We start from the raw sequence: 21,741 nt of genomic DNA on the forward strand, positions 1-21,741 counted from the left end.
TGTGAGCGAACTCATTCGCGTACCTGACATCGGCAGCGGTGAAGGTGAAGTAATCGAGCTGTTTGTGAAGGTCGGCGACACCGTCGAAGCCGACCAGAGCATCCTGACCCTGGAATCGGACAAGGCGAGCATGGAAATCCCTGCTCCCAAGGCCGGCGTGGTCAAGAGCCTGAAAGTGAAGCTGGGCGATCGCCTGAAAGAAGGCGACGAACTGCTGGAACTGGAAATCGAAGGTGCCGCTGACGCGGCCCCTGCGGCGTCGCCTGCTGCCGCTGCTGCACCCGCCCCTGCTGCTGAAAAGCCTGCTGCTGCCGAGGCTGCTCCAGCCCCGGCCGCTGCACCTGCCGCCGCCACCGTCCAGGACATTCACGTCCCAGACATCGGCTCGTCGGGCAAGGCCAAGATCATCGAGCTGCTGGTCAAGGTCGGCGACACCGTCGAAGCCGACCAGTCGCTGATCACCCTGGAGTCCGACAAGGCCTCCATGGAAATCCCTTCGCCGGCTGCCGGCGTAGTGGAAAGCATCGCGGTCAAGCTGGAAGACGAAGTCGGCACTGGCGACTTCATCCTCAAGCTGAAAGTACAAGGCGCTGCACCTGCTGCCGCTCCAGCACCGGCAGCCGCTCCGGCCGCCAAGGCTGAAGCTGCTCCGGCTGCTGCCACCCCTGCGCCTGCTGCCAAAGCCGAGGCCGCTCCGGCCCCTGCTGCTGCCGCTCCTGCGCCAAGCGGTGCCAAGGTTCACGCCGGTCCTGCCGTGCGTCAACTGGCCCGTGAGTTCGGCGTTGAGCTGAGCGCTGTGTCGGCCACCGGCCCTCACGGTCGCGTGCTGAAGGAAGACGTGCAGGTTTACGTCAAGGCCATGATGCAGAAGGCCAAGGAAGCGCCGGCTGCTGGTGGCGCTACCGGTGGTTCGGGCATTCCGCCGATCCGTACCGTGGACTTCAGCCGCTTCGGCGAAATCGAAGAAGTGCCGATGACCCGCCTGATGCAAATCGGCGCGGCCGGTCTGCACGCGAGCTGGCTGAACATCCCGCACGTGACTCAGTTCGACCAGGCCGACATCACCGACCTGGAAGCTTTCCGCGTTGCGCAGAAAGCCGTGGCCGAGAAGGCCGGCGTGAAACTGACCGTGCTGCCACTGCTGCTCAAGGCCTGCGCGCACCTGCTCAAGGAACTGCCGGACTTCAACGCTTCGCTGGCTCCAAGCGGCAAGGCGATCATCCGCAAGAAGTACGTGCACATCGGTTTCGCGGTCGACACCCCGGATGGCCTGCTGGTGCCGGTCATCAAGAACGTTGACCAGAAGAGCCTGCTGCAACTCGCTGCCGAAGCCGCTGCACTGGCTGCCAAGGCCCGCGACAAGAAGCTCACCCCGGACGACATGCAGGGCGCGTGCTTCACCATCTCCAGCCTCGGTCACATTGGCGGCACTGGCTTCACGCCAATCGTCAACGCGCCGGAAGTGGCGATCCTGGGTGTGTCCAAGGCAACCATCCAGCCTGTGTGGGACGGTAAAGCGTTCCAGCCGAAGCTGATGCTGCCACTGTCGCTGTCCTACGATCACCGCGTGATCAACGGCGCCGCAGCTGCACGCTTCACCCAGCGTCTGAGCCAACTGCTGAACGATATCCGCACTATCCTGCTGTAAGCCGCCATGGCCTCCTCTTCACCGAGGAGGCCTGGCTGCAACGATTTTCGAGCGCCACGCTCGCACCTCAACCCCGCCACTTGGCGGGGCTTTTTTTGCCTGTTGTCCCGCAGGAAGCTGGACACACAAAACAGGTTTGTACACCTTCCATCACCTCGATTGCAGAAATCCCTCTCGCGGCCGATAACCCCCTTATAGCACTTAGCCTTCATCCTCTCTTGTCAGCCCGCGCCGCATGATGCAACCTTGCCGCAGGCAGCAGAAAAGAGGGCGTGAGCCCGGCGCAGTGCGCGTAATTTCAAGTGAGTTTCCCCCATGAAAAGCCAACCCGATGTCGCCCGTATGGCGGCCGAGGTAGTGACGCAGTTACCGGTGCCTTCGCGCCTCGGTATGCTGCGTTTCGAGCGGCTTAATGAGGCAAGCTGGGCCCTTCTTTACCTCGACCCCAATTGCGAACGCCAATTCGGCCTTTCGGCGGTCGAATTGTGTGCCTTGATCGGCACGCCTTACGCCAGCCTGATGGAGCCCCAGGCGCGCTATCAACTGCACGACACCATCCAGCAGCAACTGACCCAGAGCCCTCATTACCTGGTGCGCTATACCCTGCACACCAGCGACGGGCCGCTGAGCCTGCTGGAAATGGGCGAAGCCTATAAGCAACACAATCGCCATCTGCTGCGCGGCTACCTGATGGTGGTCGATGGCTTGTTCAGCGAGATTCCCACCGCGGCCCCCACGGCAGACCTGGAGAACCAGAATAGCCGCCTGCAGATCGCCCTGGAGCTCAACCAGCGCGCCCAACAGGAACAACTGCAGCATCTGGAGCGGGTGCGCGCCCAGCAAGAGTTGATTCTGCTGCTGGCCCGTCAGCGCTACACCACCCCCAATTCGCTGCAAGAAGCCGCCGAGCTGATTACCCGCAGTGCCTGTGACATCTACCAGATCGACTGCGCCAGCATCTGGAACCTCGAAGGCCAGCGCCTGGTGCCGATTTCGGCCTACCACCGCGCCGACGGGCAACACCACCTGCCCGAATCCATCGATGCCAGCTGCTTCCCGGACTACCTGGAAGCCCTGCACAGCAGCCGGGCGATCGACGCCACCAACGCGATGCGCGACCCACGCACTCGGGAAATGGCCGACAGCCTGCGCGACAAAGACATCCACGCCATGCTTGACGCCAGCATTCGCGTCGACGGCCATGTCGTGGGCGTACTGTGCCTAGAGCAAAGCGGTAGCACCCGCGCCTGGCAAGCCGATGAAATTGCCTTCGCCGGCGAGCTGGCCGATCAGTTCGCGCAAGTCATCAACAACCACAACCGTCGGACGGCAACCAGCGCGCTGCACCTGTTCCAGCGCGCCGTGGAACAAAGCGCCAACGCCTTTCTGCTGGTCAATTGCGACGGCGTGGTCGAGTACGTCAACCCAAGCTTTACCGCGATCACCCAATACAGCGCCGAGGAGGTCCACGGCCACCGCCTGGCCCAGTTGCCGGCGCTGGAGAACCTCAGTGAGTTGCTGTTCGACGCACCGTCGAGCCTGGCCAAGAGCAACAGCTGGCAGGGTGAATTCAAAAGCCGCCGTAAAAACCTCGAACCCTACTGGGGCCAGTTGTCGATTTCCAAAGTGTATGGCGACAACCGCGAGTTGACCCACTACATCGGCATCTACGAAGACATCACCCAGACCAAGCTGGCCCAGCAGCGCATCGAGCGTCTGGCCTACACCGACAACCTGACCAACCTGGGCAACCGCCCGGCGTTCATCCGCAACCTCGACGAGCGCTTCGCCCGTGACAGTGACAGTCCGATCAGCCTGTTGCTGGTGGACATCGACAACTTCAAGCGCATCAACGACAGTCTTGGTCACCAGACCGGCGACAAGCTGCTGATCAGCCTGGCGCGCCGCTTGCGTAACAGCCTGAGTACCGGCGGCAGCCTGGCGCGGTTTGCCAGTAACGAGTTCGCGGTGCTGCTCGACGACACCGACCTGGAGAGCGGCCAGCAGGTGGCCAGTCAGTTGCTGGCGACGCTCGACAAACCGATGTTTGTCGACAATCAGCTGATCAGCGTCACCGGCTCCGTGGGCCTGGCCTGCGCACCGCTGCATGGCCGCGACCCGCAGACCCTGATGCGCAACGCCGGCCTCGCCCTGCACAAGGCCAAGGCCAACGGCAAGCATCAGGTCCAAGTGTTTACCGAAGCACTGAACGCCGAGGCCAGCTACAAGCTGTTCGTGGAGAACAACCTGCGCCGCGCCCTCACCCAGAATGAGCTGGACGTGTTCTACCAGCCCAAGCTGTGCCTGCGCAGCGGCCGCCTGCTCGGCATGGAAGCGCTGCTGCGCTGGAACCACCCGGAAAAGGGCATGATCCGCCCCGACCAATTTATCAGCGTGGCGGAAGAAACCGGCCTGATCATCCCCATCGGCAAATGGATCGCCCGCCAGGCCTGTCGCATGAGCAAGCAACTGAGCGCCAGCGGCATGGGCAACTTGCAGGTGGCAATCAACTTGTCACCCAAACAGTTCTCCGACCCGGACCTGGTGGCCTCGATTGCCAGCATCCTCAAGGAAGAACAACTGCCGGCCAACCTGCTGGAGCTGGAACTGACCGAAGGCCTGCTGCTGGAAGCCACCGAAGACACACGCCTGCAGCTTGATCAATTGAAGAGCCTTGGCCTGACCCTGGCCATGGACGACTTCGGCACCGGTTACTCGTCGCTGAGTTACTTGAAAAAATTCCCCATCGATATCATCAAGATCGATCGCAGCTTCATCCACGAAATCCCGGACAACCAGGACGACATGGAAATCACCTCCGCGGTGATCGCCATGGCCCACAACCTTAAGCTCAAGGTGGTGGCCGAAGGCATCGAGACCGCCGAACAACTGGCGTTCCTGCGCCGCCACCGTTGCGATGTGGGCCAAGGCTACCTGTTTGACCGGCCGATCCCTGGGGCAGAGCTGCTGGCGATGCTCAAACGCTATCCGCGCGGGCCAATCGCCTGACAGCGCCGTAACACTCGGGCACACTGGTTGTCTGAATTCTTACCCAACTCAATCTGACTGAGAGGACTGATCATGGTCTTGCGCTCGGAAATTCTGGTGAACAAAAACGTGCTGCCCACTCAAGAACAAGCTCTGCCTGGCCGTGAAACCCCGATGTCGCTGCCGGAGACTCACTTCGTCAACGGCAATCCGCTGCTCGGGCCATTTCTGGATGACGTCGGCTTCGCGATCTTCGGCCTGGGTTGTTTCTGGGGAGCCGAACGCCGGTTCTGGCAGCGCGATGGCGTGGTCAGCACCGTGGTCGGTTACGCTGGCGGCTACACGCCAAACCCGACCTATGAAGAAGTCTGTTCAGGCCTGACCGGCCACAGCGAAGTGGTACTGGTGGTGTATGACCAGGACAAGGTGAAATACGAAGACCTGCTGAAGATGTTCTGGGAACTGCACAACCCCACCCAGGGCATGCGCCAGGGCAATGACATCGGCAGTCAGTACCGCTCGGTGATCTACGCGACCACCCCGGAGCAATTGGCGGCGGCAAAGGCCAGTGCCGAGGCGTATCAGGGTGAGTTGACCAAGGCCGGCCTGGGCGCGATCACCACCGAAATCGAAGAGGCACCGACGGTGTACTTCGCCGAGGCGTACCACCAACAGTACCTGGCGAAGAATCCGCAGGGCTATTGCGGGATCGGCGGAACGGGTGTGAGCTGCCCGATCTAAAGGCCAACGCCATTCAACATGTGGGAGCGGGCTTGCTCGCGAAAATGGGGTGTCAGTCACTGAATTAGTAGACTGATACACCGCCTTCGCGAGCAAGCCCGCTCTCACATTGGGTTCCGTGCATGGCTTAAGACTGGATCACTCAGCGATCAGCCAATCCATCTGCCATCCACCCTGGGTCTGCCCAAGCTTCTTGGACAGCCACGGCAGCAACTCCCGCAACTCCTCCTCCAAGCCCCACGGCGGGTTGGCGATCGCCAGGCCCGAGCCGGTCAGGGTGTTGGGCGTATCCAGCGGATGCACCAGCAATTCCACACGCAGCAACTTCGGCGCACCGGTGCCGGCTAGGTCCTGGTAGAAACGGCGCAACATGCGCTGATCCTTCACCGGATACCAAATGGCCGCGACGGTCTGGCGCATGCGACCCACCGCCTCTTTGAGGGATGCCGCACAGCGCTGCATCTCGTCGAGTTTTTCGAACGGCGGATCAATGAGCATCAACGCACGTTTTTCCGGGACCGGCAGCAAAGCTCGCGGCACATGCCAGCCTTCGCCCAGGTGCACCTTCACGCGACGGTCACCCTTCATGTTGTCCTTGAGCAGCACGCCGTCTTCCGGGTGCTTTTCATTGAGCAGCACACGGTCCTGAGGGCGGGTGAGCCGCCGCGCCAGTTCCGGCGAGCCCGGATAGTAGCGCAACTCTCCGTCCGGGTTCATCTCATGCAGCACACGCATGTAATCGGCGGTCAGTGGCGGCAGGTCGCTTTCGCCCCACAGGCGCGCAATGCCCTCCAGGTACTCACCGGTGCGGTTGGCCTGGTCGCCCTGCAGGTCGTACAGACCGATCCCCGCGTGGGTGTCGAGGTAGGCGAACGGCTGCTCCTTGCGCGACATCAGGGCGATGAGGCGGGTCAAGGTCAGGTGTTTGAAGACATCGGCGTGGTTGCCGGCGTGAAAGGCGTGACGATAATTCATGGTTGCTCCTGCGCAGGGGGCGAAGTTTACCTTTTACGCGGGCGTTGGTGCAGTGCTTCGGTGCGCGCTTCGCCCGCGAAGACTGCGCCGAAGCCATCGCCGAACTGATCGAAGATCTGCAGCAGGCGCTGGTTTCAACTCGACTCTGAAGCCAGAAAGCCCGCCAAACCCTGATGGCTGACCTCGCGGCGGCGCGTGAAGTAGGCGACCTTGTCCCGCAAGGTCGTCGGCATGAACGCAGTGTAGAGGTCAGGGCGTTGCTCTTCGAGCCCTTGCAGGAGGTTATCGATCAGGGTGTGCGGCGATTGCTCGGCCAAATCTTGAAGTAACGGCGCAGGTACTCGCCACCACGGGCTCGCTCTGGCGGCAGTGACCGGGCCAGTGGCGACGGTCAGCGACTGGCCATTGATCAAGTAGCGCTGGAACACCGGCAATAGTTCACCGCCCGTCTGCTGAAGGATCGGCAGGAACTGAGCACCATCCCAGAACCGCAAGAACACTTCCTCGCCGTCGGGCAGGTAGACCTTGGTCAGGCCTTGCAGGTGTGCAATCACGGTTTCCAGCGGGTGCGACGATAGGGCCAACCAGCCCCAATCCGTGGAGGCCGTGGAAGCAGCCCAATCGAGGAACGGGCTATCCGGTTCGACAATTCCCACATAGGGCATCACCTCATCCCATGTCGCATAGGCCGTGCCGGCCCAAACGGGCTGCGGCGCTGGCCCGGCGGCGAGCGCCCGCCAAGCGTCAAGGGGCTTGGCGTCGCTGCCAGCGCCCAGCACTGCAAACATCTGTTCACCCGGAAGCAAAGGTTGATGCATCTTCGTAAATCCGTTTAAAAGTCAGATGAGGCCACATTGGCCGTTCTTGCAACGCTCGCACTCTTCGCAAAACGGCGCACTGCGCTTCAGGCTGGCCACTTGCACCCGGCTCAGTGGAGCGGGAATCACCGCCAGCACTGTTTCCTTCAGGCCAGGCGTCAATGGCGCCGCAGTCGCAGCGGGCGCACTGCCAAGCTGGATCGGAACGCTGCTGAAAATCCCGCCCGCGCACAGGGTGATCGATTGTCCGCCCGCCTGAATCGTCACGGTTGCGCCACCCTCGATCACCACGCTTTGCCCCGCGCCTATCTGGATGGTCTGTCCTGCCCTTACCTGCCGCGAGCCGCCAACCATCAAGTGGTCGTCTTGCTTTAGGTCGGTCAGACGGTTGCCGTGGGTGATGCGCAGCTCCTCGCCTTGCAATTCGTGATGCGACTCGCCATCCACGTTTACCCGAAGGTCATGCAGCACGTGCTGCGTCCAGTCCCGCTGGGCGCGCAGGTAGATTTCCTCGGCGCCCTTTCGGTCCTCGATGCGCAGCTCGTTGTAGCCTCCACCACCGGGGCTGCTCTGGCTGCGGAAGACGCTGCGGGTCTTGTCCGCCGGCAGGTCGAGGGGCACCTGGGTGGCCGCGTTGGGCAGGCAACCCATGACCAGCGGCATATCCATGTCGCCATTGACGAAACCCACCAGCACTTCCATACCGACCCGGGGGATCAACACCGAGCCATAACGATCATGGGCCCAGCCGCTGGCAACCCGCAGCCAGCAACTGGAATGGTCGTTATGTTCCCCGTCGCGATCCCACACCAACTGCACCTTGACCCGGCCGTATTCATCGCAATGGATTTCGCTGTCGGCGGGGCCGGTCACCACGGCGTTCTGATAGCCGGCAATGGTCGGACGCGGCTGCTCAGGCATGGGCGGGCGGAAGATCGCGTCCCAAGGCGTAGCGGAAAATTCGTTGCGATAACCCTGGCGGAAATCCCCGCCTGCCACCTCGGTGACGGACTCTTCCAGCACTTGGGGCTGCAGCCCCTCATGGGTCACGTGCGTCACCAGCCACAGGTCGTTCCAGTCTTCCCGCGGGTGACCGGCCAACTTGAGAAACCGACCGCTGCCCAAGGCAGGCTCATCACCGCTGCCACGGGCGACGCGATAGTCACTGCGGTGCCGCTCCAGACCACGCTGCGCGAGGTATTTGCCATGGGCACGGTCGTTGAAGTGGCCGGGATAAACCTGAGCTTCAAGCGGTGGAAGCTGCTCGCCTGTCACCTCGCTTTCCAGCGCCAGGCTTGGCTTGCGAAAGTCGTAGTCGCGCAGGTTCACCCCCGTGGTACGGGCTTGTATCTGTACTGCAAACCGCTTGATCACCGGGGTGTCCGCCACCATCCCGGAACCGGGGGTATAGGGCGTGGGCGGGGCTGCTTGGACGAAAACGGTCTGGTCATCGCCAAATACCAGCAAATGACCGGCCGACGAATGCTGAAAGTGATAGTGAATGCCCAACTCCGCGCAAAGCCGCTGGATGAACGCCAGGTCCGTCTCGCCAAACTGCACGCAGTATTCACGCTCCGGGTAGGTGCCACTGAGCCGGAACTCGAAACGGTCGCGCTGGATCCCCTGCCCCTCGAGTACTTGCGCAACAATCTGCGGCACCGTCTTGTGCTGGAAAATACGCTGGTGGCTACTGTGGCCCAGATAGGCAAGCTGCGGCACAAGCGTCATCTGATACCGCGTCAGGCGTCGGCCGGAGTCGCCTTGCGCCATTCGGTAAACCAGACCGTGGACACCCCGGCCCCGATCATCGAAACCGAGGTACACCTGCCGGTGCAGCAGGCTCTCCAGGTCCAGGTCGGGCTGCTCGCTGACCAGTTCGATATCAAAACGGTAAGGCTGGCTGATGGATTCGATACCACTGAACTCGACTACCTTGAATTCACTGGGCTCCCCATCGAGGGTCAGGTTAAAGGCGCTTTGATTGGCAGGAGCGAACATCCGGTGTTTCTCTGCGAGGGGTGGGCTGCCGATTTTGCATCACCCTTGCGCCCCGCTGAGCACACGCCAAGCAAATCAGTAAAACCCTACGTTCACACGTCTGAATCTTCTTAGGACCGACGTAAACCCCACGCAAAAAAAGGCCCGCAATCCGTAGGACGCGGGCCTTTTTTCAACTCACCTGGCGTTTAACGCCCAGCGAATTACTTATTGAGGTTGTAGTCTTTTTCCGCAGCATCAAAACGCTCGACCATACCCGCAGTCGGAGCGCCCAGCTTGCTCACGAAGTAGATCGCCAGGCTGGCAAAGATGAAGCCCGGGATGATTTCGTACAGACCCAGCAGTTCAAAGTGTTTCCACACGATCACGGTGATCGCGCCGACCAGGATACCGGCCAGTGCGCCGTTGCGGGTCATGCCTTTCCAGATCACCGAGATCAGCACCACAGGACCGAACGCGGCGCCGAAGCCGGCCCAGGCGTAGCTCACCAGGCCCAGAACGCGGTTTTCCGGGTTGGCGGCCATGGCGATAGCGATCAGCGCAACCAGCAGCACCATCAGGCGACCGACCCATACCAGCTCAACCTGGGAGGCGTTTTTGCGCAGGAAGGTCTTGTAGAAGTCTTCGGTCAAGGCGCTGGAGCACACCAGCAATTGGCAGCTCAAGGTGCTCATCACGGCCGCCAGGATGGCCGACAGCAGCACGCCGGCGATCCATGGGTTGAACAGCAGCTTGGCCAGCTCAATAAACACACGCTCGTGGTTTTCGTTGACCGGACCTGCGACTTCCGGGTGCGCCGAGAAGTAAGCAATACCGAAGAAACCCACGGCCACGGTGCCGCCCAGGCACAGGATCATCCAGGTCATGGAGATGCGGCGTGCCTTAGCGATCGACTTCACCGAATCCGCCGCCATGAAACGCGCGAGGATATGCGGCTGGCCGAAGTAACCCAGGCCCCAGCCCATCAGCGAAATGATGCCGATGAAGGTGGTGTTTTTCAGCATGTCGAAGTTAGTCGGGTCCTTGGCTTCAATGGCCAGGAAAGTGGTATCAACACCACCGGTGGCCAGCAGCACGATGATTGGCGTCAGGATCAGCGCGAAGATCATCAGCGTGGCTTGTACGGTATCGGTCCAGCTCACTGCCAGGAAACCACCGACGAAGGTGTAGGCAATGGTCGCTGCAGCACCGGCCCACAGCGCAGTCTCGTAGGACATGCCGAAGGTGCTTTCAAACAGGCGGGCACCGGCGACGATGCCGGAAGCGCAGTAAATGGTGAAGAACACCAGGATCACCACGGCAGAGATGATCCGCAGCAGGCCGCTTTTATCTTCGAAACGGCTGGAGAAGTAATCCGGCAGGGTCAGGGCGTCACCGTTGTGCTCGGTCTGGACCCGCAGGCGACCGGCGACGAACAGCCAGTTGAGGTAAGCACCGACGATCAGGCCGATGGCGATCCAGCTTTCCGACAGGCCAGACATGTAGATCGCGCCCGGCAGGCCCATCAACAACCAGCCACTCATATCGGAAGCACCGGCCGACAAGGCAGTCACCACGCTACCGAGGCTGCGACCGCCCAGGATGTAATCGGAAAGGTTGTTGGTGGAGCGATAGGCCATGAAGCCGATCAGTACCATTGCTGCGATGTAGATCACGAACGTGATCAGGGTTGGATTACTAACGCTCATAAGAGTGACGCCCTGGCTTTGTTTTTATGTAGCAGCGGTCTGTCAGACGGCCACCCACTGGTAGTGGGTAGACGTAACTGCGTGCCGCGCATTTATGACTGACGTTTCCCCAGGAAAGCCGTCAGCCGATGAACCGACCCGTCGAGGTGGTTGCACCTTGGCCGCGAATGCTATTCAACAAAGCAAATAAGGTGCAACCAGTTTCGCGAGAATAAGTTGCACCTTAACGTGTTTTGTAAAAAACACCCTGTTTTTGCTCCTTTTCGGAGCAAGAACAGCCGATCTCAGAAGCAAACGCACCAAGGCGGAGCGGAATCTGTTGGCGGTGTGTTTTTTTCCCGATCACGATCGAAAATTTCCTGAATAAAAAGGGTTGCACCCGGTTGCACCTCTGCATGCGCAAAGCTAATCTTGCCGCCAGCTGATGCCACTCGGTAGTGGCACCCATGAGGATAAGAAAATGGCTACGACCACCCTTGGGGTCAAACTCGACGACCCGACCCGCGAGCGCCTGAAGGCTGCCGCGACCTCCATTGATCGCACGCCGCACTGGCTGATCAAGCAGGCGATTTTCAATTACCTGGAGAAACTGGAGGGTGGTGCAACCCTGACCGAACTCAATGGTTTGAGCAGCAAGGACGCCGACGATGCAGGCGAGGTCCAGACCGACCACGCCCACCAGTGCTTCCTTGAGTTCGCCGAAAGCATCCTGCCACAGTCCGTATTGCGCGCCTCGATCACCGCCGCTTACCGCCGCCCTGAGCCGGAAGTGGTGCCGATGTTGATCGAACAGGCTCGCCTGCCGACCCCGATGGCCGAAGCCACCAACAAGCTGGCGGCCTCGATCGCTGAAAAACTGCGTAACCAGAAGAGTGCCGGCGGCCGTGCCGGTATTGTCCAGGGCCTGCTGCAGGAATTCTCCCTGTCGTCCCAGGAAGGCGTGGCGCTGATGTGCCTGGCCGAAGCGCTGCTGCGCATCCCGGACAAGGGCACCCGCGACGCACTGATCCGCGACAAGATCAGCACCGGCAACTGGCAGCCGCACCTGGGCAACAGCCCATCGCTGTTCGTCAACGCCGCCACCTGGGGCTTGTTGCTGACCGGCAAACTGGTCGCTACCCACAACGAAGCAGGCCTCACCTCGTCCCTGAGCCGCATCATCGGCAAGAGCGGCGAGCCGATGATCCGCAAGGGCGTCGACATGGCCATGCGCCTGATGGGCGAGCAGTTCGTCACCGGCGAAACCATTGCCGAGGCCTTGGCCAACGCGAGCAAGTTCGAAGCCAAGGGCTTCCGTTACTCCTACGACATGCTGGGTGAAGCCGCGCTGACTGAACACGACGCGCAGAAGTACCTGGCCTCGTACGAACAAGCCATCCATTCGATCGGCAAAGCGTCCCACGGCCGTGGGATTTATGAAGGCCCGGGCATTTCCATCAAGCTCTCGGCATTGCACCCGCGTTACAGCCGTGCGCAATACGAGCGCGTGATGGACGAGTTGTACCCGCGCCTGCTGTCCCTGACCTTGCTGGCCAAGCAATACGACATCGGCCTGAACATCGATGCCGAAGAAGCCGACCGCCTGGAGCTGTCCCTGGACCTGCTGGAACGCCTGTGCTTCGAGCCGCAACTGACCGGCTGGAACGGCATCGGTTTCGTGATCCAGGCCTACCAGAAGCGTTGCCCGTATGTGATCGACTATGTCATCGACCTGGCACGCCGCAGCCGCCATCGCCTGATGATCCGCCTGGTAAAAGGCGCGTACTGGGACAGCGAAATCAAGCGCGCCCAGGTCGAAGGCCTGGAAGGCTACCCGGTCTACACCCGCAAGGTGTACACCGACGTTTCCTACATTGCCTGCGCACGCAAACTGCTGTCGGTGCCGGAAGTCATCTACCCGCAGTTCGCCACGCACAATGCGCACACGCTGTCGGCCATCTACCATATCGCCGGTCAGAACTATTACCCCGGCCAGTACGAATTCCAATGCCTGCATGGCATGGGCGAACCGCTGTATGAGCAGGTTGTAGGCAAGGTTTCCGACGGCAAGCTGAACCGTCCGTGCCGCGTGTACGCACCGGTCGGCACCCACGAAACGCTGCTGGCCTACCTGGTACGTCGCCTGTTGGAAAACGGCGCGAACACCTCGTTCGTCAACCGCATCGCCGACCAATCCATCTCGATCCAGGAGCTGGTGGCCGATCCAGTGGCCAGCATCGAACAGATGGCCACGCTGGAAGGCGGCTTCGGCCTGCCGCACCCGCGCATTCCATTGCCGCGTGACCTGTACGGCAGCGACCGCGCCAACTCGGCCGGTATCGACCTGGCTAATGAACACCGCTTGGCGTCGCTGTCCTGCGCCTTGCTGGCCACCGCCCACAACAACTGGAAAGCCGCGCCGATGCTCGGTTGCGCCTCCAGCGAGCAAGCGGCGGCACCGGTGCTGAACCCGTCCGACCTGCGTGATGTAGTCGGTCATGTACAAGAAGCAACCGTCGAAGACGTCGACAACGCGATCCAGTGCGCTATCAGCGCCGGACCGATCTGGCAGGCCACCCCGCCCGCCGAGCGCGCTGCAATCCTGGAGCGTGCCGCCGACCTGATGGAAGGCGAGATCCAGCCGCTGATGGGCCTGCTGGCCCGCGAAGCCGGCAAGACCTTCGCCAACGCCATCGCCGAAGTGCGTGAAGCGGTGGACTTCCTGCGCTACTACGCGGTGCAGGCGCGTAACGATTTCACCAATGACGCCCACCGCCCGCTGGGCCCGGTGGTCTGCATCAGCCCGTGGAACTTCCCACTGGCGATCTTCAGCGGCCAGGTTGCGGCTGCGTTGGCCGCCGGCAACCCGGTACTGGCCAAGCCTGCTGAGCAAACCCCGTTGGTTGCCGCGCAAGCCGTGCGCATCCTATTGGAAGCCGGTATTCCGGAAGGCGTCCTGCAATTGCTGCCGGGTCAGGGCGAAACCGTGGGTGCCCGCCTGGTGGGTGATGATCGCGTCAAAGGCGTGATGTTCACCGGTTCTACCGAAGTAGCTCGCCTGCTGCAACGCAACGTCGCCGGTCGCCTGGATGCCCAGGGCCGTCCGATCCCGCTGATCGCCGAAACCGGTGGCCAGAACGCGATGATCGTCGACTCTTCGGCGCTGACCGAACAAGTGGTCATCGACGTGGTGTCCTCGGCCTTCGACAGTGCCGGTCAACGCTGCTCGGCCCTGCGTGTACTGTGCCTGCAGGAAGATTCGGCAGACCGCGTCATCGAAATGCTCAAGGGCGCCATGGCGGAATGCCGCCTGGGTAACCCTGAGCGCCTGTCCGTCGACATCGGCCCGGTGATCGACGCCGAAGCCAAGGCCGGCATCGAGAAACACATCCAGGCCATGCGCGACAAAGGCCGCAATGTGTATCAGGTGGCTATCGCCGATGGCGAAGAGATCAAGCGCGGCACCTTCGTGATGCCTACCCTGATCGAGCTGGACAGCTTCGACGAACTGCAACGCGAGATCTTCGGCCCGGTACTGCACGTGGTGCGCTACAAGCGTAAAGAGATCGACCAACTCATCGGTCAGATCAACGCCTCCGGCTACGGCCTGACCCTGGGCGTGCACACGCGTATCGACGAGACCATCGCCAAGGTGATCGACAACGTCAATGCCGGCAACGTCTATGTGAACCGCAACATCGTGGGCGCTGTGGTTGGCGTGCAACCGTTCGGCGGCGAAGGCCTGTCGGGCACTGGCCCGAAAGCCGGTGGCCCGCTGTACCTGTACCGCCTGCTGTCGACGCGCCCTACGGATGCCATCGAGCAATCCTTCGTCCGCGGCGACGCATTGGCCGCGCCGGACGTGCGCCTGCGCGACGCCATGAGCCAGCCGCTGACCGCCCTGAAAACCTGGGCCGACGGTAACAAGTTCAGCGACCTGAGCGCCCTGTGCAGCCAGTTCGCCGCGCAGTCGCAAAGCGGTATCACCCGCCAGTTGGCCGGCCCGACCGGTGAGCGCAACAGCTACGCCATCCTGCCTCGCGAGCATGTACTGTGCCTGGCGGACGTGGAAGGCGATCTGCTGACGCAACTGGCGGCGGTACTGGCCGTCGGCGGTTCGGCGGTATGGCCTGAAACTGACCTGACCAAGGCCTTGTTCCCACGCCTGCCGAAGGAGATTCAGGCGAAGATCAAGCGCGTGGCCGACTGGACCAAGGACGAGGTTGTGTTCGATGCGGTCCTGCACCACGGTGATTCCGACCAGTTGCGTGCGGTGTGCCAGCAAGTGGCCCAGCGTGGCGGTGCGATTGTCGGGGTGCAAGGTTTGTCGCAAGGCGAGACGGCGGTTGCGCTGGAGCGCTTGGTGATCGAGCGGGCGTTGAGTGTTAACACCGCGGCGGCAGGTGGCAATGCCAGCCTGATGACCATCGGTTAACTGACCCAACACGGTCAGAATTGTGGGAGCGGGCTTGCTCGCGAAAGCAGTGTGTCAGTCGATGAAGATGTTGACTGACATCGCGCATTCGCGAGTAAGCCCGCTCCCCCATTGACCGCGCTTTGCTTCCATCCGCGTTTTGTTCCTCCATCACCCAGATCAATCTTGCTATCCACCCACCATTCGCGCACTTAGACTCAGGCCAATTCCTCCAAAGGTAAGCCGCCATGTCCGAGACGCTGCTCAGTTCCCGCAATCTGGCTTTCGAGCTGTATGAAGTCCTCGATGCCGAGGGTCTGACCCAGCGCGAGCGGTTTGCCGAACACAACCGTGAAACCTTCGATGCGGCCATCAGCACCGCCCGCAACATCGCGGAAAAGTACTTCGCCCCTCACAACCGCAAGAACGACGAAAACGAACCGCGCTACGAAGACGGCAAGGCCATCCTGATTCCAGAAGTGAAACCCGCCGTGGACGCCTTCCTGGAAGCCGGCTTCCTCAACGCAGCGCGCAGTTTCGAAGCGGGCGGCATGCAACTGCCCACCCTACTGTCCCAAGCCTGTTTCGCGCACTTCCAGTCGGCCAACGCGGCGTCCACCTCCTATCCGTTCCTGACCATGGGCGCCGCCAACCTGATCGAAAGCTTCGGCACCGACGATCAGAAACGACGCTTCCTGCAACCGATGATCGACGGCCGCTTCTTTGGCACCATGGCCCTCACCGAACCCCACGCGGGCTCGTCGCTGGCGGATATTCGCACACGCGCAGAGCCTGCTGCTGACGGCACCTATCGACTCAAGGGCAACAAGATCTTCATCTCCGGCGGCGACCACCCGTTGTCGGACAACATCGTGCACATGGTGCTGGCCAAGCTGCCGGACGCGCCAGCCGGGGTGAAGGGCATTTCGCTGTTTATCGTGCCCAAATTCCTGGTCAACGACGACGGCAGCCTGGGCGAGCGCAACGACGTGCTGCTGGCAGGGCTGTTCCATAAGATGGGCTGGCGCGGCACCACGTCCACCGCGCTGAACTTCGGCGACAACGGGCATTGCGTCGGCTATCTGGTGGGCCAGCCGCACCAGGGGCTGAGCTGCATGTTCCAGATGATGAACGAGGCGCGTATTGGCGTCGGCATGGGCGCGGTCATGCTCGGTTACGCGGGTTATCTTTACTCCCTGGAGTACGCCCGCGAACGCCCGCAAGGTCGTCTGCCCGACAGCAAAGACCCTGCAACGGCACCTGTCTCGATCATTCAGCACGCGGACATCAAGCGCATGCTGCTGACCCAAAAATCCTACGTGGAAGGCGCCTTCGACCTTGGCCTCTACGCCGCACGGCTGTTCGACGACACCACCACCCTGGAAACCGAAGCCGAGCGCAAGCACGCCCACGAACTGCTGGACCTGCTCACGCCCATCGTCAAATCCTGGCCCTCGGAGTTCTGCCTCAAGGCCAACGAACTGGCGATCCAGATTCTCGGCGGCCATGGCTACACCCGCGAATACCCGGTGGAGCAGTACTACCGTGACAACCGCCTGAACCCGATCCATGAAGGCACCCACGGCATCCAGTCCCTGGATTTGCTGGGGCGCAAGCTGGCGCAGAACGGCGGCGCGGGGCTGAAGCAACTCATACGACTGATTGCTGAAACCGGCGCACGGGCGCAGGAATACCCAAGCCTGACCGCATTAAGGGAGCCACTGGAACAGTTGGTCAACCGCCTGCAAAGCGTCACCATCGGCCTGCTGACGGATCTCGCCCACGGCAAGGTCAACAGCAGCCTGGCGAACTCGGCGCTGTACCTGAAGGTGTTCGGGCATACGGTGATTGGCTGGCGCTGGCTGGAACAGGCGATTCGCGCCGAAGAAGGCTTGGCCAAGGGCAATGCGGCGGATGTGGCCTTCTATAAAGGCAAGCTCCAGGCCGCCCGGTACTTCCTGACCTGGGAAGTACCGAGCTGCCATCATGAACTGGCACTCTTGGAGGCCCGCGATGACACGTGCCTCGGCATGCAAGATGAGTGGTTCTAAGGCGTTCCGATCGCCTTGGAAATCACATCGACCGTGGCGCTGACTTGCTCTTGGTAACGGTCGAGTTCCTGCTGGTGCGCCTGCTGCATTTCGATCTGCTCGGCGCACAGGTTCAGCGCCGCCAGCACCAGTAGCTTGTCACCGATCAGGGTCGGGTACTTCTTCTTGGTGGTGGCCAGGGACGCCTTGAGCAGGGTCACGGCGTGCATCAGGGTTTTCTCTTCCCCGGCCGGAGCCTTGATCGAGTAATCCTCTCCGAGAATCGAAACGACCTTTATCCCTTCACTCATGCGCCGACAGGCCCTGCGCTCACACGCTCAACCAGCGCCTGGATCCGTGCGGCAGTGGCGCCGTGCTTTTCTTCCTGCTCCATCAGGTTCAGTTGCAGGCTGTCGTTCTCATCCTTGGCGCGGGCCAGTTCCGCCTTGAGGGATTCGTTGGTGCTCAGCAGATCCTGATTCTGCTGTACCAGGTCGCTGACCAGTTGTTCCAATTGGCTGAGGGATGCTTCTAACATTTTGATTTCTCGGGCTTTTTCAAAGGGCGGTGACGATAAAGAAAATTCACCTCGGATGCCAGGGTTATCCCCGGCGCGCAGCTCGATTTTTAAGGGCCGGGCCGCACTTTCGAGCCTTAGTGACTGCATTTACCGGATCTGGTTCCTGAATCGGCCAAACCCCTCGTCAGATGCGACAAAAGCGCACACGCCCCTTTAGACTTTAGTCGTACGACCGATAGAGAGGGACACCCCGTCTGATGGCCGCACGGATCGCGCTTCTCCCCCAGGATTCCCGCATGTCGCTTCGTAATATGAATATCGCTCCGAGGGCCTTCCTCGGCTTCGCGTTTATTGGTGCGCTGATGTTGTTTCTCGGTGTGTTTGCCCTGAACCAGATGAGCAAGATCCGTGGCGCCACCGAAGACATCACAATGTCCAGCGTGCCGAGCATTCGCGCCCTCGACGAATTCACCCAACTGACCCTGCGCCTGCGTGTGTTGTCGTACCGCCTGCTGACCAACCGTGAGCCGGAGGTTCAGCAAAAAACCCTGGAAGCCTTTGAAGTGCGTAATCAGCAGATTCGCACGGCCCAGGGCATCTACGAAAAACTCATCGAGAGCAGCGAAGAGCGTGCGGCCTACGACGACTACGTGCGTCTGCTTGGACAGTACCATCAGATTGAAGAACGCATGAAGAGCCTGTCGCGGGCCAATCAGGTGGAAGAGCTGCGCAGCCTGCTCAATAACGAATTGCTGAGTAACTCCGAGCAGGTCAACGCCGTGCTTACCCGTCTGCTGGACATCAATAACAAGATGGCCCTGGCCACCAATAAGGACGCCGAAGACCAGTACAACATGGCCTTCAACATGGTGGTGAGCCTTCTGGTGATCGCCACCCTGCTGACGCTGCTGTTCGCCTGGCTGCTGACCCGCAGTATCACCCTGCCGATTGCCCAGGCATTGGAAGCGGCCGAAGAAGTGGCCGAAGGCAACCTGACGCGGCCGATCAAGGTCGACGGCAGCGACGAAGCCGGGCGCCTGCTGGCCGCCATGGCCAAGATGCAGGACAAGCTGCGCGACACCCTGCAACGCATTGCCGGGTCCGCGACCCAGCTGGCGTCTGCTGCGGAAGAGCTGAACGCCGTCACCGACGAAAGCGCCCGTGGCCTGACCCAACAGAACAACGAAATCGAACAAGCCGCCACCGCGGTGAATGAGATGACCAGTGCCGTCGAAGAAGTCGCCCGCAATGCGGTGAGCACGTCCGAAGCTTCGCGCAACGCCACCACCTCCGCCGGTGATGGCCGTGACCTGGTGCAGGAAACGGTCAGCGCCATCGAACGCATGAGCGGCGACGTGCAAGCCACGGCCACCCTGATTGGCGACCTGGCCAATGAGTCGCGCGACATCGGCAAGGTGCTGGACGTGATTCGCGGCCTGGCCGACCAGACCAACCTGTTGGCCCTGAACGCAGCGATTGAAGCGGCGCGTGCCGGTGAAGCCGGTCGGGGTTTTGCGGTGGTGGCCGATGAAGTGCGCGCCCTGGCCCATCGCACCCAGCAATCGACCAGCGAAATCGAGCGGATGATCGGCAGCATCCAGGCCGGCACCGAGCATGCGGTGGACTCGATGCGCAACAGCACGGAACGCGCCGAATCGACGTTGAATATCGCCAAAGGTGCCGGGATGTCGCTGGATACCATCAATACGGCAATTGTCGAGATCAATGAACGCAACCTGGTGATCGCCAGCGCAGCAGAAGAACAGGCCCAGGTGGCACGGGAAGTGGACCGCAACCTGGTGAACATCCGTGACCTGTCGGTGCAGTCGGCGACCGGCGCCAGCCAGACCAGTGCAGCGAGCAGTGAGCTGTCGCGCCTGGCAGTGGATCTGAATGGGATGGTCGGCCGGTTCCGTCTCTAAAATCGGATTCGCCTGACGACGCCTATCCCTGTGGGAGCTGGCTTGCCTGCGATAGCAATGTGTCAGCCAGCGCCTCTAGCGCCTGACACGCCGCCATCGCAGGCAAGCCAGCTCCCACATTTGGCTTTGCGCAAATCAGAAAAAGCTTTTTGACAGCGCAGCAATTCAACAGGTTAGAATCGCTGGCACGCAGACTGCATGGTCAGTTTGCGCCCCGTCCTGTTTGCTTATGGAGTACTGCCTTTGAATGCGACGACCATCAACAGCCTGTTCTTGATCGGCGCGTTGCTGGTGAGTGCGAGCATTCTGGTGAGTTCTCTCTCGTCCCGCCTGGGTATCCCGATATTGGTGATCATCCTGGCCGTGGGCATGGTCGCCGGCGTCGATGGCGGCGGCATCATCTTCGATAACTACCCGACCGCCTACCTGGTGGGCAACCTCGCCCTGGCCGTGATCCTGCTCGACGGCGGTTTGCGCACACGGGTGGCGAGTTTCCGCGTGGCACTCTGGCCGGCGTTGTCGCTGGCCACGGTGGGGGTGTTGATTACCACCGGCCTCACGGGCATGGCCGCGGCCTGGCTGTTTGACCTCAATCTCATCCAGGGCCTGCTGATCGGCGCGATTGTCGGCTCCACGGACGCCGCGGCGGTGTTCTCGCTGCTCGGCGGCAAGGGCCTCAACGAGCGGGTTACTGCCAGCCTGGAAATCGAATCCGGCAGCAACGACCCGATGGCGGTATTCCTCACCGTCACCTTGATCGACATGCTCGCCAGCGGCCAGACCGGCCTGCACTGGAGCCTGCTGACGCACCTGGTGCGCGAGTTCGGCATCGGCGGCGTGGTCGGCCTGGGCGGCGGCTGGTTGATGCTGCAGATGGTCAACCGCATCAACCTGGCCACCGGCTTGTACCCGATCCTAGTGATCGCCGGTGGCCTGTTCGTGTTCGCCGTGACCAACGCCCTGCACGGCAGCGGCTTCCTCGCCGTGTACCTGTGCGGCCTGGTGATCGGTAACCGCCCGGTGCGCAGCCGTCATGGCATTCTGCATATGCTCGACGGCATGGCCTGGCTGGCGCAGATCGGTATGTTTCTGGTGCTGGGCCTGTTGGTCACCCCCCATGACTTACTGCCCATCGCACTGCCGGCCCTGGGCCTGGCGCTGTGGATGATCCTGTTTGCGCGGCCGTTGTCGGTGATGGTCGGCCTGCTGCCCTTCAAGGCCTTCCATGGGCGCGAAAAAGCCTTTATCGCCTGGGTTGGCCTGCGCGGCGCGGTCCCGATCATTCTGGCGGTGTTCCCGCTGATGGCCGGCCTGCCCCATGCGCAGCTGTACTTCAACCTCGCGTTCTTTATCGTACTGGTGTCGCTGCTGGTGCAGGGCACGAGCCTGCCGTGGGTGGCCAAGCTGCTCAAAGTCACCGTACCGCCGGACCCGGCACCGATCTCCCGTGCAGCGCTGGAAGTGCACGTCACCAGCGAGTGGGAGCTGTTCGTCTACCGCCTGGGCGCGGAGAAATGGTGCATCGGCGCTGCCCTGCGCGAGCTGAAAATGCCCGAAGGCACGCGGATCGCCGCGCTGTTCCGTGGCCAGCAACTGCTCCATCCGTCGGGTAGTACCGTGCTGGAAGTCGGCGATTTGCTCTGCGTGATCGGCCACGAACACAACCTGCCGGCACTGGGCAAACTGTTCAGCCAGGCCCCGCAACGCGGTCTCGACCTGCGTTTCTTCGGCGACTTCGTGCTGGAAGGCGACGCCCAGCTGGGCGCGGTTTCGGCGCTGTACGGCCTGAAACTGGAGGGCATCGACCCCGATATGCCGCTGAGCAGCTTCATCACCCAAAAAGTCGGCGGCGCCCCCATCGTCGGCGACCAGGTGGAGTGGAATAACACCATCTGGACCGTCGCGGTCATGGATGGGAACAAGATCGGCAAAGTGGGCGTCAGATTCCCCGAAGGAAGTCGCCCGGGCCCCGGTCTCTTCCTCTAAACTGCGGGGCGACGACGCCCCCGATTCTTCACCT

At 61.6% G+C, this 21,741-nt stretch carries 12 protein-coding genes and 2 pseudogenes; 8 read left to right on the plus strand and 6 right to left on the minus strand.

Annotated features, from left to right (window positions below):
• Position 1: 1 nt before the first annotated feature.
• From aceF to msrA, 3 genes are all read left to right on the plus strand, one after another.
• Positions 2–1,648, plus strand: a complete 1,647-nt coding sequence (gene aceF, locus AB4O08_RS10335; RefSeq protein ID WP_044286531.1) for a dihydrolipoyllysine-residue acetyltransferase — start codon at positions 2–4, stop codon at positions 1,646–1,648.
• Between the two features lie 315 nt (positions 1,649–1,963).
• Positions 1,964–4,657, plus strand: a complete 2,694-nt coding sequence (locus AB4O08_RS10340) for a putative bifunctional diguanylate cyclase/phosphodiesterase (RefSeq protein WP_010213691.1) — start codon at positions 1,964–1,966, stop codon at positions 4,655–4,657.
• A 72-nt stretch (positions 4,658–4,729) separates the two neighbouring features.
• On the plus strand, positions 4,730–5,377 hold the full coding sequence (msrA, locus tag AB4O08_RS10345; RefSeq protein WP_010213692.1) for a peptide-methionine (S)-S-oxide reductase MsrA: 648 nt from the start codon (positions 4,730–4,732) through the stop codon (positions 5,375–5,377).
• 138 nt (positions 5,378–5,515) lie between these two features.
• On the opposite strand, the gene AB4O08_RS10350 is transcribed toward msrA, so the two are convergent.
• From AB4O08_RS10350 to putP, 4 genes are all read right to left on the minus strand, one after another.
• Positions 5,516–6,352 carry a 23S rRNA (adenine(2030)-N(6))-methyltransferase RlmJ gene (locus AB4O08_RS10350; protein ID WP_010213693.1) on the minus strand — a complete coding sequence of 279 codons (837 nt, stop codon included), beginning with the start codon at positions 6,350–6,352 and terminating at the stop codon, positions 5,516–5,518.
• A gap of 134 nt (positions 6,353–6,486) precedes the next feature.
• The gene (locus AB4O08_RS10355; RefSeq protein ID WP_460114849.1) at positions 6,487–7,170 is read right to left on the minus strand and encodes a DUF4123 domain-containing protein; all 684 of its coding nucleotides are present in this window, start codon (positions 7,168–7,170) and stop codon (positions 6,487–6,489) included.
• 21 nt (positions 7,171–7,191) lie between these two features.
• Entirely contained in the window at positions 7,192–9,168 is a 1,977-nt protein-coding gene (locus AB4O08_RS10360) for a type VI secretion system Vgr family protein (protein WP_460114850.1), read from the minus strand.
• 203 nt (positions 9,169–9,371) lie between these two features.
• The gene (gene putP, locus AB4O08_RS10365; protein ID WP_010213696.1) at positions 9,372–10,856 is read right to left on the minus strand and encodes a sodium/proline symporter PutP; all 1,485 of its coding nucleotides are present in this window, start codon (positions 10,854–10,856) and stop codon (positions 9,372–9,374) included.
• Positions 10,857–11,316: 460 nt separating this feature from the next.
• On the opposite strand from putP, the gene putA reads away from it, so the two are divergent.
• Positions 11,317–15,270: a trifunctional transcriptional regulator/proline dehydrogenase/L-glutamate gamma-semialdehyde dehydrogenase gene (gene putA, locus AB4O08_RS10370; RefSeq protein ID WP_010213697.1), complete on the plus strand. Its 3,954-nt coding sequence runs from the start codon at positions 11,317–11,319 to the stop codon at positions 15,268–15,270.
• Positions 15,271–15,497: 227 nt separating this feature from the next.
• Complete coding sequence (locus tag AB4O08_RS10375) at positions 15,498–17,300, plus strand: acyl-CoA dehydrogenase (RefSeq protein WP_045791376.1); 1,803 nt, start codon at positions 15,498–15,500, stop codon at positions 17,298–17,300.
• Here the strand turns inward: AB4O08_RS10375 and AB4O08_RS10380 are convergent.
• Together AB4O08_RS10380 and AB4O08_RS10385 are read right to left on the minus strand one after the other, a co-directional pair.
• Complete coding sequence (locus AB4O08_RS10380) at positions 17,297–17,590, minus strand: cell division protein ZapA (protein ID WP_016977202.1); 294 nt, start codon at positions 17,588–17,590, stop codon at positions 17,297–17,299. The two genes, AB4O08_RS10375 and AB4O08_RS10380, sit on opposite strands and share 4 nt — an antisense overlap.
• Complete coding sequence (locus AB4O08_RS10385) at positions 17,587–17,817, minus strand: hypothetical protein (RefSeq protein WP_010213700.1); 231 nt, start codon at positions 17,815–17,817, stop codon at positions 17,587–17,589. The genes AB4O08_RS10380 and AB4O08_RS10385 overlap by 4 nt, the downstream gene beginning before the upstream one ends.
• A gap of 344 nt (positions 17,818–18,161) precedes the next feature.
• Here AB4O08_RS10385 and AB4O08_RS10390 point away from each other — a divergent pair.
• The 3 genes and pseudogenes from AB4O08_RS10390 to AB4O08_RS10400 form a co-directional block, all read left to right on the plus strand.
• Positions 18,162–18,818: pseudogene (locus AB4O08_RS10390) on the plus strand (MCP four helix bundle domain-containing protein); the annotation flags it as partial.
• 303 nt (positions 18,819–19,121) lie between these two features.
• Positions 19,122–19,721, plus strand: a pseudogene (locus tag AB4O08_RS10395) (methyl-accepting chemotaxis protein); the annotation flags it as partial.
• Positions 19,722–19,964: 243 nt separating this feature from the next.
• A complete protein-coding gene (locus AB4O08_RS10400) occupies positions 19,965–21,707 on the plus strand; it encodes a potassium/proton antiporter (protein WP_010213704.1) in 1,743 nt (580 codons plus the stop codon).
• Positions 21,708–21,741: the final 34 nt, after the last annotated feature.

The organism is Pseudomonas sp. H3_E07, assembly GCF_054668895.1.

Excerpts from the sequence above, each read along its gene's own strand:
- AB4O08_RS10340 (WP_010213691.1), top strand. The coding sequence starts at position 1,964 with ATGAAAAGCCAACCCGATGTCGCCCGTATGGCGGCCGAGGTAGTGACG.
- msrA (WP_010213692.1), top strand. The coding sequence starts at position 4,730 with ATGGTCTTGCGCTCGGAAATTCTGGTGAACAAAAACGTGCTGCCCACT.
- AB4O08_RS10350 (WP_010213693.1), bottom strand. The coding sequence starts at position 6,352 with ATGAATTATCGTCACGCCTTTCACGCCGGCAACCACGCCGATGTCTTC.
- AB4O08_RS10355 (WP_460114849.1), bottom strand. The coding sequence starts at position 7,170 with ATGCATCAACCTTTGCTTCCGGGTGAACAGATGTTTGCAGTGCTGGGC.
- AB4O08_RS10360 (WP_460114850.1), bottom strand. The coding sequence starts at position 9,168 with ATGTTCGCTCCTGCCAATCAAAGCGCCTTTAACCTGACCCTCGATGGG.
- putP (WP_010213696.1), bottom strand. The coding sequence starts at position 10,856 with ATGAGCGTTAGTAATCCAACCCTGATCACGTTCGTGATCTACATCGCA.
- putA (WP_010213697.1), top strand. The coding sequence starts at position 11,317 with ATGGCTACGACCACCCTTGGGGTCAAACTCGACGACCCGACCCGCGAG.
- AB4O08_RS10375 (WP_045791376.1), top strand. The coding sequence starts at position 15,498 with ATGTCCGAGACGCTGCTCAGTTCCCGCAATCTGGCTTTCGAGCTGTAT.
- AB4O08_RS10380 (WP_016977202.1), bottom strand. The coding sequence starts at position 17,590 with ATGAGTGAAGGGATAAAGGTCGTTTCGATTCTCGGAGAGGATTACTCG.
- AB4O08_RS10385 (WP_010213700.1), bottom strand. The coding sequence starts at position 17,817 with ATGTTAGAAGCATCCCTCAGCCAATTGGAACAACTGGTCAGCGACCTG.